This is a genomic window from Leifsonia sp. McL0607, from assembly GCF_049993355.1.
In the GTDB taxonomy this organism is placed as follows: domain Bacteria; phylum Actinomycetota; class Actinomycetes; order Actinomycetales; family Microbacteriaceae; genus Leifsonia.
Window position 1 is genome coordinate 663608 of sequence record NZ_CP188253.1, and the last position, 14227, is coordinate 677834.

Here is a 14227-nt window from a genome sequence, read left to right on the forward strand (position 1 = left end):
GTCTATCGGAGGGAGGTTTCGGTCCACGTCGTCCGGAGCGGTCACTCCTCCTTCGGCGGTTGAGCCGACTCGGGCGCCGGCTTGTCGGCGGCATTCGTCTCGGCCGCCTTCGCGGGCGGCGCTTTCGTGGCGGCGGACGGGCCTGCCGTGGAAGTCCGCGTGACCTCCGCGGATTTGGCCGCGGCCGCGTCCACGTCGACGATGTCGGGGGCCTCCAGCCGCACACGGTCCGCCGAGGCGTCGTCGGGCTGCAGCTGGCTCTCCCGCTCGGCCGCGACGCGCTTCAGGTACGTCTGCACCTCGCGCTCCTCGCGAGCGGAGTCCCAGCCGAGCACGCCGGCCATCAGCGAGGCCGCCACCGGCGCCGCAGAGACACCGCGGTCCCACGCCTCGATCGAGATGCGCGTGCGGCGGGCGAGTACGTCCTCCAGGTGCAGGGCGCCCTCGTGGCTCGCAGCATACAGGACCTCCGCGCCGATGTAGTCGTCGGCGCCAGGCAGCGGGGATGCCAGCGACGGGTCGTCGCGCACCAGGGCGAGGATGTCTTCCGTCATCGTGCCGTAGCGGTTCAGCAGGTGCTCCACGCGTGCGGGGTGGAGGCCGGACTCGCTCGCGGTCCTGCTTCGTCGGTTCCAGGCCGCCTGGTACCCCTCAGCGCCGACCAGCGGGATCTCCATCGTCGTGCTCGGCGGGATCTTGCCGTCGAGCGCATCGACCGCCGCGTCGATCGCGTCCTTCGCCATGACCCGGTACGTCGTCCACTTGCCGCCCGCGATCACCACCAGGCCGGGCACGGAGTGCGCGACGAGGTGCTCGCGCGACAGCTTGGAGGTCTCCTCCGACTCGCCGGCGAGCAGGGGACGCAGACCGGCGTAGACGCCCTCCACGTCCTCCCGTGTGAGCGGCACGTTGAGCACCTGGTTGACGTGCGCGAGCAGGTAGTCGATGTCGGCCGCCGTCGCCGCCGGGTGCGCCTTGTCGAGGTGCCAGTCGGTGTCGGTCGTGCCGATGAGCCAGTGGCGGCCCCACGGGATGACGAAGAGCACGCTCTTCTCCGTGCGCAGGATCAGCCCCATCTTCGACTGGAACCGGTCGCGCGGCACGACGAGGTGGATGCCCTTGGACGCACGCACCTTGAACTGGCCGCGCTCCCCCACCATCGCCTGGGTGTCGTCCGTCCAGACGCCGGTCGCGTTGACGACCTGCTTGGCGCGGATCTCGAAGCGCTCGCCGGTCTCCAGGTCGTGCGCCTGCACGCCCACGACCCGCTCGCCGACCTTGAGGAAGCCCTCCACCCGGACGCGCGGCGCGACGTGCGCGCCGTAGTGCGCCGCCGTGCGCGCGAGCGTGGCGGTGTAGCGGGCGTCGTCGACCTGCGCGTCGTAGTAGGTGATCCCGCCGACCAGCGCGTCAGGGGACATGCTCGGGATCGCCTTCAGCACCTGCCGCCTGCTGAGGTGGCGGTGGTGCGGCACCCCGGGCGGGCGGCCGCCGGTGTACGAGAAGATGTCGTACAGCATCATGCCGGCGCCGATGTAGAACCGCTCGACGACCCGCTTGTGCAGCGGGTAGAGGAAGCGCACCGGCTTGACCAGGTGGGGTGCGATGCGCTGCAGGAGCAGGCCGCGTTCGATGAGCGCCTCCCGCACCAGCCCGAAGTCGAGCTGCTCGAGGTAGCGGATGCCGCCGTGCACCAGCTTGGACGAGCGGCTGGAGGTGCCCGACGCGAAGTCGCGGGCCTCCACGAGCCCGACGCTGAGGCCGCGGGTCACGGCGTCGACCGCCGCGCCGGTGCCGACGATGCCGGCGCCGACCACGAGGATGTCGAGCTCGGTGTCTTTCAGCGCCTGGATCGCGGCGGCGCGTTCGGCCGGGCCGAGCCGTGACGGATATGCAACAGCTGTCGCCGTAGACAGCCCTGCCCCAGAAGACAGCGTGGTGGAGCCGGACGGGGATGTCATCGCCATCGTTTCCTCCTCCCCCGGCCGCTAGGCCGGGACCTAATGCGATTGGTAGGGCGCGACGATCACTTCGACGCGCTGGAACTCCTTCAAGTCCGAGTATCCCGTCGTAGCCATGCTGCGGCGCAAGGCCCCCACCAGATTCGCAGTTCCCTCGGCCACCAGTGCAGGGCCGTACAGGACTTCTTCGAGCGGAGCCACCTGGCCGACCTCGACGCGGTTGCCGCGGGGCAGCTGCGGGTGGCGTGCCTCGGCACCCCAGTGCCAGCCGCCGCCGGGAGCGTCGGTCGCGCGCGCGAGCGTGGTGCCCAGCATGACCGCGTCGGCGCCGCAGGCGATCGCCTTGACGATGTCGCCGGAGCTGCCCAGGCCGCCATCGGCGATCACGTGCACATAGCGGCCTCCCGACTCGTCCATGTAGTCTCGGCGTGCGCCCGCGACGTCGGCCACCGCAGTGGCCATCGGGGCGTGGATGCCGAGGGTGGAACGCGTGGTGGAGGCCGGGCCCCCGCCGAACCCGACGAGCACGCCGGCCGCCCCGGTGCGCATCAGGTGCAGGGCGGCGGTGTACGTGGCGGCGCCGCCGACGATCACCGGAACGTCGAGCTCGTAGATGAACTTCTTGAGGTTGAGGGGCTCGACGCTCTTGGAGACGTGCTCGGCCGAGACCGTCGTGCCGCGGATGACGAAGAGGTCGACGCCGGCCTCCACGACCGTCTCGTACAGCTCCTGGGTGCGCTGCGGCGAGAGCGCTCCGGCGACGGTGACCCCGCCTTCCCGGATCTCGGCGAGCCGGCGCGTGACCAGCTCGGGCTTGATCGGCTCCGCGTAGATCTCCTGCATGCGACGCGTCGCCTTGTCGGCCGGCAGCCCGCGGATCTCGGCGAGCAACGGCTCGGGGTCTTCGTAGCGCGTCCACACGCCCTCGAGGTCGAGAACGCCGAGACCGCCGAGCTGGCCCATCATGATCGCCGTGGTCGGAGACACGACGGAGTCCATCGGAGCGGCGAGGAACGGGATGGAGAACTGGTATGCGTCGATCGTCCAGGCGACCGAGACGTCTTCCGGATCGCGGGTGCGACGGCTGGGCACCACCGCGACGTCGTCGAAGGCGTACACGCGGCGTGCGCGCTTGGCGCGACCGATCTCAATCTCCATGCTCACAGGTTCAGTCTATGGCGCGGCACTGGCAGAGTAGGCAGGTGACCGTCGAAGCAGAGCCCCTCGCCCGTCTCCGCCAGCGCACGAGCGAGAAGTGGAGCGCGTATCCCGACGACGTCTTCCCGCTGTTCGTGGCCGAGACGGACTACCCGCTGGCCCCGCCGATCGCGGCCGCCCTGCACGCGGCCATCGATCTCGGCGACACCGGCTACATCGGAGAGGACGATCGTGCGAAGCGCGCGTTCGCCCGGTTCGCACGCGACACCTGGGGGTGGGAAGTCGATCCCGGCCGCACGCTCACGACCACGGACGTGAGCGTCGTCATCGTCGAGTCGCTGCGAATGCTGATCGAGCCGGGCGATCGGGTGGTCATCACGCCGCCGGTGTACCCGCCGTTCTACGAGTTCATCCCGGAGGCAGGCGGAGTGGTCGAGGAGGTGCCGCTGCTCGACGACGGCGCGACCTGGTCTCTCGACCTGGACGGGCTGGAGCGCGCCTTCGCCGCCGGCGCCCGCGCCTTCCTGCTCTGCCACCCGCACAACCCGCTCGGCCTCGTGCACCCGCGGCCGACGCTGGAGGCCGTGGCCGCACTCGCCGCGCGCTACGGCGTGGCCGTCGTGAGCGACGAGATCCACGCGCCGCTCACGCACTCGGACGCGTCGTTCACGCCGTTCCTGTCGGTGTCGGAGGACGCCCGGACCGTCGGCGTCGCCGCCCACTCGGCGAGCAAGGCCTGGAACCTGGCCGGCGTCAAGTGCGCGCTCATCGTGACGGCATCCGAGGACCGCGCGGCGCAGCTCCGCGCCCTCCCGGTCGAGGTGGAGGTGCGCACCAGCCACCTCGGCCGCATCGCCACCGAGGCGGCGTTCGACGACGGCCGGCCGTGGCTGGCCGGCATCCTCGAGTCCGTCGAGTCGAACCGGGTGCTGCTCGGGAGGCTGCTCGCCGAGCACCTCCCCGAAGCGCACTACCGCGAGCCGCACGCGAGCTACCTCGCCTGGGTGGACTTCCGCGGCCTCGGCTGGGGCAACGAGCCCGCAGAGCGCATCCTCGAGGAGGCGCGGGTGGCTCTCGTACGCGGGCTGGACTTCGGGCGCGAGGGCGCCGGCTTCGCCCGGGTCAACATCGCGTGCTCGCCGGAAGTGCTGACGGAGGCGGTGGAGCGCATGGGGCGGTTGCGCTGACGTCAGACGTCGACTCGGTAGCCCAGTGTCAGATCGGCGGCATTCGCGCCGCGGATTCCCCAGTTGACTTTCGGGGTCTCGGTCAGGGTAATCTCCACGCTCTGCGGAGCGATGCCGGTCTCCGCCTCGATCCTGACGAATAGCTCGGCGATGAGTGCGCGTTTCGCCTCGTCGCTGCGTCCCTCGAACATCGAGATCTCGATGATGGTATAAGCGTCGCCTCGATCCTCTGGGTACACGAAGTCCGGACCGTCCACGGCGATGAAGCGCTGGAAACGCTTCTCCGGTGGGTACGCGAGCGCTCTCATTATCGCGCCATGGATCGCACCCGACAGGGCTCCACGGTGTCGGTTGATCGTCGCGCGACGCGCGTACACGACTACTTGGGCCATTTGATCCTCAAACCTGTCGTCACGAGACTCCCCTTCCAGCGCCACAGTTCCCGGCTTTCGCCTGGTGACGCTTGTCGCGCATCATTTCTTCATAGTGGCGTAAGTCTCGGAGAGTAATACAGATCCTCCTGCGGCGTGTGCGAGCCGTCATGAGCCCCACTCGCTCAATGATCGCCACGCGACTTCTCGTTCGTGGGCGATCCCTCGGGGAGCTTTGACCATTCGGGTTCAGCAACCAGGCGAAAGGAGCGCGAGGGCGCCGGCTTCGCCCGGGTCAACATCGCGTGCCCTTCGGCGGTGTCACCGCGCCCGCACCACCCGCTTCTCGTCCCACACCGGCTCGTCGGCCTCGTACACGACTCCATCGGAGCCGAAGACGAGGTAGCGGTCGAAGCCGCGGGCGAACCACCGGTCGTGGGTGACGGCGACGACCGTGCCCTCGAAGCCGGCCAAGCCGTCCTCCAGGGCCTCCGCCGAGACCAGATCGAGGTTGTCGGTCGGCTCGTCGAGCAGCAGCAGCGTCGCGCCCGAGAGCTCCAGCAGGAGGATCTGGAGGCGCGCCTGCTGGCCGCCCGACAGCGACTCGAACGTCTGCTCGGCCGACGCCGCCAGCCCGTAACGGTCTAGCACACGGCTCGCGGCCTCCCGGGGCATGCCGGCGCGGCGGTCGTCGCCGCGGTGCAGGATGTCGAGCAGCGTCCTCCCCACCAGCTCGGGATGCTCGTGCGCCTGAGCGAACAGGCCGGGGGCGACGCGGGCGCCCAGCTTCGCGACACCCGTGTGAGGAACCAGCGCACCGGCGACCTCCGCCGACGCCAGGTGCCCGGCGGACGGGTCCGGGTCGGTGCCTCCCGCGGCCAGGAGACGCAGGAAGTGCGACTTGCCCGAGCCATTGGAGCCCAGCACGGCGATGCGCTCCCCGAACCACACCTCCAGGTCGAACGGGCGCATCAGGCCGGTCAGCTCCAGGCCGTCGCACTCGATCACGCGGCGTCCCGTCCGCGCGCCGGTGAGACGCATGCGCACGTTCTGCTCGCGCGGCCGCTCCTGCGGCGGCCCGGCCGCTTCGAACTTCGCCAGGCGCGTCTGCGCCGCCTGGTAAGCGCTCGCGAGGTCGCTGTTGTACTTGGCCTTCTCTTTGAAGCGCAGCACGAGCGCCTTCAGCTTGGCCTGCTCCTCATCCCAGCGTCTACGGAGCTCCTCCAGCCGCGCCATCCGCTCCTCGCGCGCCTGGTGGTAGCCGCCGAAGCCGCCGCCGTGCGTCCACGTGGTGTTGCCTGCGCCTCCGAGTTCGAGCGTGACGATGCGGTCGGCCGCGCGCGCCAGCAGCTCCCGGTCGTGCGAGACCAGCAGCACGGTCTTCGGCGTTGCGCGCAGCTGCTCCTCGAGCCAGCGCTTGGCCGGCACGTCGAGGTAGTTGTCGGGCTCGTCGAGGAGGAGCACCTGCTCCGGACCGCGCAGGAGCGCCTCCAGCACGAGCCGCTTCTGCTCGCCGCCGGACAGCGAGCGCACACTCCGGTACTGGGCACGTTCGAACGGGACGCCGAGCGCGGCCATCGTGCAGTGGTCCCAGGCGACCTCCTGGTCGTACCCGCCCGCGTCGGCGTAGTCGGTCAGCGCAGTCGCATAGCGCAACTGCGTCGCGGTCTCGTCGCGTTCGATGATCGCCTCCTCCGCCGCGGCGAGCGCCTCAGCCGCGCGTCGGATGGCCCTGGGCGCCACGAGCACGAGGAGGTCGCGCACAGTGCGGTCGTCGCGCACGTGCCCGACGAACTGGTCCATCACGCCGAGGCCGCCGTCGATGACCACTCCGCCGCTGTCCGGCCGGAGGTCGCCACGGATGATCCGCAGCAGCGTCGACTTGCCCGCTCCGTTCGCCCCGATCAAGGCGGAGACGCTGCCCTCCCCGACCCGGAACGACACGTCGTCGAGCAGTGGTCGCCCGTCGGCGAGCGCGTACGAGACGCCCGAGACGTCGATGTGGCCCATGGTCGGCTTTCCTGTCTTTCCCGCGGACAAAGCCTTCCAGAATAGCGCGGTGGAGCTCAACCGCAGCGCGAAGCGATGCCGCGACCCCAGCGCCGAGGGAGCCTGCGACCGAGGGCATCGGCCGTGGTGGGAGGTCAGCGACGGTAGTTCGGCGCTTCCACGACCATCTGGATGTCGTGCGGGTGCGACTCCTTCAGCCCGGCCGCGGTGATGCGGACGAACCGGCCGCGCTCCTTGAGCTGGGGGATGGTTCGCGCACCGACGTAGAACATCGACTGGCGGAGGCCGCCGACGAGCTGGTACGCCACGGCTGAGAGCGGGCCGCGGTACGGGACCTGGCCTTCGATGCCCTCGGCGATCAGCTGCTCGTCGCTCGGAACGTCGGCCTGGAAGTACCGGTCGCGCGAGTACGAGGTCTTCTTGCCGCGCGTCTGGAGGGCGCCGAGGGAGCCCATGCCGCGGTAGTTCTTGAACTGCTTTCCGTTGACGAACACGAGATCGCCGGGCGACTCGGCCGTGCCGGCCAGCAGCGAGCCCAGCATGACGCTGTCCGCGCCGGCGACGAGCGCCTTGGCGATGTCGCCCGAGTACTGGAGGCCGCCGTCCGCGATGAGCGGGACGCTCGCCGCGCGGGCGGCCAGCGACGCCTCGTACACGGCCGTCACCTGCGGCACGCCGACACCGGCGACGACGCGGGTGGTGCAGATGGATCCGGGGCCGACCCCGACCTTGATGGCGTCGGCACCCGCGTCGATGAGCGCCTGGGCCCCGGCGCGGGTGGCCACGTTGCCGCCGATCACGTCGACGTGCGACGCGCGCGGCTCGCGCTTGAGGCGGCTGATGATGTCGAGCACGCCGGCCGAGTCGCCGTTGGCGGTGTCGACGACGATGACGTCCACACCTGCGTCGACCAGCGTCATCGCGCGGTCCCAGGCGTCGCCGAAGAAGCCGATCGCGGCGCCGACCCGCAGGCGGCCCTCGTCGTCCTTGGTGGCGTCGGGGTACTTCTCGCTCTTGTCGAAGTCCTTCACGGTGATGAGGCCGCGGAGGCGACCGTCGGCGTCGACCAGTGGGAGCTTCTCGATCTTGTGCTCGGCGAAGATCGCGACGGCGGCGTCCGGGTCGATGCCGACTGGGGCGGTGATGAGCGGCATACGCGTCATCACGTCGCGGACCAGTGTCGTCGAGCGCTCGAACGGGGAGACGAACCGCATGTCGCGGTTGGTGATGATGCCGACGAGCTTGCCGTCGCCCTCGACCACTGGAAGGCCGGAGACGCGGAACTGCCCGCACAGGGCGTCGACCTCATCGACGGTCGCGTCTGGGGTGGTGGTCACCGGGTTGGTGATCATGCCCGACTCGGAGCGCTTGACCTTGTCGACGTTCGTCGCCTGGTCTTCGATGGACAGGTTGCGATGGATGATGCCGATGCCGCCGTGCCGGGCCATCGCCACCGCCATGCGCGACTCGGTCACGGTGTCCATGGCGCTGGACAGCAGCGGTGTCGCCATGGTGATCCGCTTGGTCAGGCGAGTCGAGGTGTCCGCCTCACTCGGGATGACGTCGGTGTGCCCGGGGAGGAGCATGACGTCGTCGTAGGTCAAACCGATGAATCCGAACGGATCCGCCTGGTCCATTTCACCCCTATCAAGGTCGCGCCAGTGTGGATGTCCAATCGTAACGGCACAACCTGGAGGTCTCTTCCGCGCAGGGCCCCTCACTCCACCGTCGCGAGGTCGAGCTCGGCCTGCCTGCGCCCCTGACGGGCGGCGACGATCATGTCGACGCTGAGGATCAGCAGCGCGAGCCACACGATCGCGAAGCCGACCCAGCGCTCCGGCGGCATCGCCTCGTTCAGCACCACGACGCCGACGAGGAACTGGATGAACGGCGCGAAGTACTGGATGAAGCCCATGTAGACCAGCGGCAGCCTCCGGGAGGCCGCGGCGAAGAACAGCAGCGGGACCGCAGTGATGACACCGGCGCCCACCAGCAGGACGGCGTGCCACGGGCCGTCGCTGCCGATGGTCAGCCCGACTGTGAGCGAGACCACGATGAGCTGGACGACGGCCACCGGGGTGAGCCACATCGTCTCGAGAGTGAGCCCGGAGACGGCGTCGACCCGGCCGCCCACGCGCTTCTTGATGAGGCCGTAGAAGCCGAACGAGAACGCGAGGATGAGGGCGATCCAGGGAATCTGACCGTAGCCGACCCCGAGAACCACCACCGCTACGACGCTCACGCCGACAGCTACCCACTGGGCGATGCGCAACCGCTCCCGCTGCACGATCACCCCGAGGAACACCGTGACGATCGGGTTGATGAAGTAGCCGAGGGCGGCCTCCACCACATGCCCGCTCACCGTCGCCAGCACGTAGGTCTGCCAGTTGACGTAGATGAGCGCACCGGCGAGACCCATCGTGAAGAGCACGCCTCGGTCCGTGAGCAGTGCGCCGAGGGTGCGCCACGAGCGGGTGACGGCGATCACGATCGCGCAGAACACCAGCGAGAAGATCACGCGCCAGGCCACGATCTCCCACGCACTCGCCGGCTTGAGCGCCAGGAAGTAGATGGGGAGGATGCCCCAGAGGACGTACGCGGAGATCGCGTAGATCAGGCCGGATCGGCGGTGTTCGGTGAGGGGCAGCGGCACTCGCACGACACTACTCCGTGCCGGGGACACCCACCGGGCTCCGCACCAGCGGCGAAGACGACGAAAGCCCGGGCGCTCAGCGCCCGGGCCTCGTCGAGAAGGTTCGTCAGCGGACGACGACCGCGAGCACGTCGCGGGCCGAGAGGACGAGGTAGTCCTCGCCGCCAAACTTGACCTCGGTGCCCCCGTACTTGGAGTAGATCACCTTGTCGCCGACGGCGACGTCGAGCGGCACGCGGTTGCCATTGTCGTCGATGCGGCCCGGCCCGACGGCGACGACCTCGCCCTCTTGGGGCTTCTCCTTGGCGGTGTCGGGGATGACCAGACCGGAAGCAGTGGTCTGCTCAGCCTCGACCTGCTTGATGACGATGCGATCTTCGAGCGGCTTGATGGAGACCGACACGGTTGACCTCTTTCTTTGGTGAACTCAGTCTTTGCGAACTCAGGTGGAGTGCGACTTGCGTTAGCAAACCCGCACGGAGAGTGCTAACCACGAGTCTAGGGGGTGCGTTAGCAGTCCCGCAACGTGAGTGCCAGAAGGTACGGTGGTGCACATGGACCGGTCCGAACTCGTCGAACTGCTGAGCCCCGAAGGACTGCGGCTGCTCGACTCTCTGCCTCCCTACCGGTCCGAGAAGGACGTGCTGAGCATGGTCACGTCCCTGCGGAAGCAGGGCCACTCCCCCGGACTCGTGGCCGCCGTGCTGACCCAGGCGAAGCTCCGCAAGAAGGCCGCGGGCAAGTTCGGCGAGTTCGCCTCCCGGATGCTGTTCACGGAGGCGGGGCTCGAGCAGGCGACGCGCCTCCCTGTCGCCGCCCGGCACGCCGGACGCTTCCGCGCCGCCGGGCTGACGCGGATCGCCGATCTCGGCTGCGGAATCGGCGGGGACGCCCTGGCGATGGCGGCACTCGACCTGGAGGTCACCGCGGTGGACGCCGACGAGGTGACGGCCGCGATCGCGGCGTTCAACCTGGCCCCCTTCCCGTCCGCCACCGTCGAGCACGGCCGGGCGGAGGACGTGAGCCTGCGCTCCATCGACGGAGTCTTCCTCGACCCCGCCCGACGCACGGCCGGGCACGCAGACACCGATCGGCTGACCGATCCCGACGACTACACGCCGTCACTCGGATTCGCGTACGAACTCGCGACGGGTCGGTCGGTGGGACTGAAGCTCGGGCCCGGGTTCGACAGGGACCTGATCCCCTCCACCGCCGAAGCGCAGTGGGTGTCAGCCGACGGCCAAGTCGTGGAGCTCGGGCTGTGGTTCGGCGCGCTCGCCCGCTCGGGCATCCGGCGGTCGGCCCTGGTGCTCCGGGGCGACGACGCGCACGAGCTCACGGCGCAGGCGGACAGCGAGGACGCCGAGACGGGCGAACTCGGCGAGTACCTCTACGAGCCGGACGGCGCCGTCATCCGCGCGCGCCTGATCGGCGACCTGGCACGTCGACTCGACGGCCGGATGCTCGGCGACGGCATCGCCTACATCACGGGCGACGTCGCCAGGGAGACACCCTTCGCCGCGGGGTTCCGCATCCTCGAGACGCTGCCGTTCGCCGAGAAGGAGCTCAAGAAGGCGCTCCGAGCACGCGACATCGGCACGCTCGAGATCAAGAAGCGCGGGGTGGATGTCGACCCGGCGGCCCTGCGCACCCGGCTCAAGCTCACCGGCAGTCGGCCGGCGACGCTGATCCTGACGCGCGTCGGCGGCAGGCACACGGCCCTGCTCGCCGACCGGCTCTGACAGCCGGCCGGCGAGCGCGAGTCGGTGCGGTCTGGCGTCAGTAGTGAGTCGGGTTGAAGTTCGCGAGGATGATGCCCAGCACGATCCAGAAGATGATCGCGATGGCCACACTGACGAAGCCGAGGATGATGCCGGTCAGCCAGAACCCCTTGGCGTTCGTCTCCTTGTTCCGCCCGATGAAGCCCAGGACGATCGCCGCGACGCCGAACAGGAAGCCGATGCCCCATGCGAACGTCAGGACCATGCCGACGATGCCGCCGACGAGCGACAGGATGCTGAGGATCGGCGATTTCGCGGCCGGCTGCCCGTAGGGCTGGGCATAGCCGGGCGCCGGCTGGCCGTACGCGGGCTGACCATAGCCGGGCGCGGGAGGCTGGCCGTGGGGCTGCTGGCCGTAAGGCTGCTGGCCGTAGGGTTGCTGGCCGTAAGGCTGCTGGCCGTAAGGCTGCTGGCCGTAAGGCTGCTGCGGTTGACCGTACGGCTGCTGCGGTTGCTGGCCATACGGCTGCTGCGGGGCGCCGTACCCGGGCGCGGCCGGCGGGACCGGCGGCGCGGGAGGTGCGACCGGCGGAACCGGCGGGACGCCGTCCGGGGCCGGCGCGGGGATGTCGGACGACGGCGGAACCGGCTGAGCGGGAGTTCCTTCCGTTCCTTCGGGCTCTGCTGCGCCTGACGGGGTGTTCGGATCGGACATTCTGCCCATCTCCTTCTCTGGTGGCTTCCTGAGAAAACGCTGTATCGGATCAATCGTCGCAGCGGGCCACCGGCGTGTCAACGCCCGGCTTCCCGCGAGGTCACCCCGCGGCCACGCCCTCCTCCCCCACCTGGATGTCGGTCACGGGCAGGGTGGAGTCGGCGCCGAAGTCGAGCCGGCTCGGCTCGCGGCCCGCCAGGATGAGCTGCGCACCCAGAGCCGCGATCATCGCTCCGTTGTCGGTACACAGCGACAGCGCCGGGATGCGCAGGGTCACGCCCGCCTCCGCCGCCCGCTGCACGGCGAGCGTGCGCACGCGTGCGTTCGCGACGACTCCTCCGCCGAGCAGCAGCCGCGGAACACCGTGGTCGAGGCAGGCGGCGATCGCCTTGCTGAGGAGGACGTCGGCGACCGCTTCGCGGAACGATGCCGCCACGTCGGCGACCGGCACCTCCTCGCCGGCGTCCTGGCGCTGCTCCACCCACCGTGCCACAGCGGTCTTGAGGCCGGAGAACGAGAAATCGTAGCGGTGTCGCTCCAGGTCTTTGGGCTTGGTGAGCCCGCGCGGGAAGCGGATGGCGCGCGGGTCGCCGTCCGCGGCGACGCGGTCGATCTGCGGGCCGCCCGGGTAGGGGAGGCCGAGGACGCGCGCAACCTTGTCGAACGCCTCGCCGGCCGCGTCGTCGATCGTCTCGCCCAGCAGCTCCACGTCCGACACGAGATCGCGGACGAGCAGCAACGACGTGTGCCCTCCCGAGACCAGCAGCGCGACGGTCGGCACTTCGACCGGGTGTCCCCGGCCGCCGGCGGCATCGAGGACGTCGGCTCCGACGTGGCCGACGAGGTGGTTGACCGCGTAGAGCGGTTTGCCGAGCGACAGGGCGAGCGCCTTGGCGGCGCCGACGCCGACCATGAGGGCGCCAGAGAGGCCGGGGCCGCTGGTGACGGCGATCGCGTCCAGGTCGGCGAGCTCGATGCCGGCATCCGCGACGGCGGTGCGGAGGGTGGGGGTCAGCGCCTCCAGGTGGGCGCGGGCCGCCACCTCCGGCACGACGCCGCCGTAGCGCGCGTGCTCCTCCATCGACGAGGCGATCGTATTGGAGAGAAGGGTCGTGCCGCGCACGATCCCGACGCCGGTCTCATCGCAGGAGGTCTCGATGCCGAGAACGAGCGGCCCGCCGCCGCGCTCGTCGGCCTGGGAAGCGATACCGTTCATGCGATGGTGGTCTCCGGTGTCGGGACGGTCAGGCGCATGACGATCGCATCCACCCCGTCGGGCTGGTAGTAGCGGGGACGCACGCTGATCTCCACGAAGCCGAGCGCGCGATAGAGGGTCTGGGCGCCGGGATTGTCGGCCCGCACCTCCAGGAACACCTCTGTGGCGCCGCGATGACGTGCCTCGCCGATCAGCGCCAGCATGAGCGCCCGTCCGAGCCCGTGCCTCCGCGCGTGCGGTACGACGGCGATCGTCTGGATGTCGCCGTCCCCGGAGCCCCGCGGCGCCAGCAGGCCCGCGTATCCGTCGATGCGATCGGGGTCGTCGAGCGGGACGGCGACGAGATAGTAGCCGTGCGGGCCGGCCAGCTCGCCGCGCATGGTGTCCGCCGACCAGGCGTCTGTGACGAACGTCGAGCGCTCGATCTCCATGATCGCGTCGAGGTCGCCCTCGGCGGCTCGGCGCAGCTGCCACGACGCGGCGCCCGCGGGAACAGGGAGCTGCTCCGTCACGCGCTCACCCGCTTGGGGCCGGACGACAGGGTGACATCGGGAGAACGCAGGTAGAGCGGCTCGTCGCGGTCGAACGGGAGGCCGGCCGCGAACCGCAGCTCGGCGATCATGCCGAGCAGCCCGGCCGACACCTCGACGGCGTCCTCGCGGGGGAGGTCGGCGTGCGGGAGGTCGTCCGGCTTGTCGAGGCCGGGGCCATCGAGGCGCACCGGGAGGCCGTGCTCATCGACGCCCGAATACGCCGTCCAGTACCGCTCGCGGCGCCGGGCGTCGGTGACGACGAGCAGCGGGCCGGAGTGCCCGGCGAGATAACGTTCGTAGGCGACCGCGTCGTGGCTGACGACCGGGACGAGAGGCCGGCCGGCGCCGAAGGCGAAGGCGGTGGCCGCTGCGATGCCGACGCGCAGCCCGGTGAACGGACCGGGGCCCATACCCGCCACGACGCCGGAGAGCTCCGAGGCGCCGGCGCCGGAGGCGTCGAGCGCCGCCCGGATGAGCTCGCCGATGACCTCGGCGTGCCGCATGGTGTCCGTCTCCCCCACCTCGGCCAGGATGCCGCCGTCGCGGTCGACGACGGCGACGCTCGTTCCGGCGGACGTGTCGATGGCGAGGAGCATGGCACCAGCCTAGGCGCGCGAACGGCATCGGCGGTCACACGCGAGCGCGAAGCACGCCGAGGCGCACGCTCACGCCCCTAAAACGCTCCGTTGAGGACGTTTACGC

The 14227-nt window shown here is 70.2% G+C and carries 13 protein-coding genes; 2 read left to right on the top strand and 11 right to left on the bottom strand.

Annotated features, from left to right (window positions below):
* Positions 1-41: 41 nt before the first annotated feature.
* Entirely contained in the window at positions 42-1961 is a 1920-nt protein-coding gene (locus tag ACPPVW_RS03180; protein ID WP_426626240.1) for an FAD-dependent oxidoreductase, read from the bottom strand.
* A 39-nt stretch (positions 1962-2000) separates the two neighbouring features.
* Positions 2001-3119, bottom strand: coding sequence for a GuaB3 family IMP dehydrogenase-related protein (locus ACPPVW_RS03185; protein ID WP_426626241.1), 1119 nt, complete (start codon positions 3117-3119; stop codon positions 2001-2003).
* Positions 3120-3163: 44 nt separating this feature from the next.
* On the opposite strand from ACPPVW_RS03185, the gene ACPPVW_RS03190 reads away from it, so the two are divergent.
* The gene (locus ACPPVW_RS03190) at positions 3164-4306 is read left to right on the top strand and encodes a MalY/PatB family protein (RefSeq protein ID WP_426625103.1); all 1143 of its coding nucleotides are present in this window, start codon (positions 3164-3166) and stop codon (positions 4304-4306) included.
* A gap of 2 nt (positions 4307-4308) precedes the next feature.
* Here ACPPVW_RS03190 and ACPPVW_RS03195 read toward each other — a convergent pair whose 3' ends face one another.
* The 5 genes from ACPPVW_RS03195 to groES form a co-directional block, all read right to left on the bottom strand.
* Positions 4309-4743: a tautomerase family protein gene (locus ACPPVW_RS03195; protein ID WP_426625104.1), complete on the bottom strand. Its 435-nt coding sequence runs from the start codon at positions 4741-4743 to the stop codon at positions 4309-4311.
* Positions 4744-4998: 255 nt separating this feature from the next.
* Positions 4999-6687: an ABC-F family ATP-binding cassette domain-containing protein gene (locus tag ACPPVW_RS03200; protein ID WP_426625105.1), complete on the bottom strand. Its 1689-nt coding sequence runs from the start codon at positions 6685-6687 to the stop codon at positions 4999-5001.
* Positions 6688-6821: 134 nt separating this feature from the next.
* Positions 6822-8324 carry an IMP dehydrogenase gene (guaB, locus tag ACPPVW_RS03205; RefSeq protein ID WP_426625106.1) on the bottom strand — a complete coding sequence of 501 codons (1503 nt, stop codon included), beginning with the start codon at positions 8322-8324 and terminating at the stop codon, positions 6822-6824.
* 80 nt (positions 8325-8404) lie between these two features.
* Positions 8405-9340: an EamA family transporter RarD gene (rarD, locus tag ACPPVW_RS03210; protein ID WP_426625107.1), complete on the bottom strand. Its 936-nt coding sequence runs from the start codon at positions 9338-9340 to the stop codon at positions 8405-8407.
* Positions 9341-9446: 106 nt separating this feature from the next.
* Positions 9447-9743, bottom strand: coding sequence for a co-chaperone GroES (gene groES / locus ACPPVW_RS03215; protein WP_055894868.1), 297 nt, complete (start codon positions 9741-9743; stop codon positions 9447-9449).
* Positions 9744-9894: 151 nt separating this feature from the next.
* Here groES and ACPPVW_RS03220 point away from each other — a divergent pair, with 151 nt between their 5' ends.
* Positions 9895-11082: a THUMP-like domain-containing protein gene (locus ACPPVW_RS03220; RefSeq protein WP_426625108.1), complete on the top strand. Its 1188-nt coding sequence runs from the start codon at positions 9895-9897 to the stop codon at positions 11080-11082.
* A gap of 37 nt (positions 11083-11119) precedes the next feature.
* Here the strand turns inward: ACPPVW_RS03220 and ACPPVW_RS03225 are convergent, their stop codons facing one another.
* From ACPPVW_RS03225 to tsaB, 4 genes are all read right to left on the bottom strand, one after another.
* On the bottom strand, positions 11120-11776 hold the full coding sequence (locus ACPPVW_RS03225) for a DUF4190 domain-containing protein (RefSeq protein WP_426625109.1): 657 nt from the start codon (positions 11774-11776) through the stop codon (positions 11120-11122).
* Positions 11777-11876: 100 nt separating this feature from the next.
* Positions 11877-12992: a tRNA (adenosine(37)-N6)-threonylcarbamoyltransferase complex transferase subunit TsaD gene (tsaD, locus tag ACPPVW_RS03230; protein WP_426625110.1), complete on the bottom strand. Its 1116-nt coding sequence runs from the start codon at positions 12990-12992 to the stop codon at positions 11877-11879.
* Positions 12989-13423 carry a ribosomal protein S18-alanine N-acetyltransferase gene (gene rimI, locus ACPPVW_RS03235; RefSeq protein WP_426626242.1) on the bottom strand — a complete coding sequence of 145 codons (435 nt, stop codon included), beginning with the start codon at positions 13421-13423 and terminating at the stop codon, positions 12989-12991. Before rimI ends, tsaD begins: the two co-directional genes overlap by 4 nt.
* 77 nt (positions 13424-13500) lie before the next feature.
* Positions 13501-14121, bottom strand: coding sequence for a tRNA (adenosine(37)-N6)-threonylcarbamoyltransferase complex dimerization subunit type 1 TsaB (tsaB, locus tag ACPPVW_RS03240; protein WP_426625111.1), 621 nt, complete (start codon positions 14119-14121; stop codon positions 13501-13503).
* Between the last annotated feature and the right edge of the window lie 106 nt (positions 14122-14227).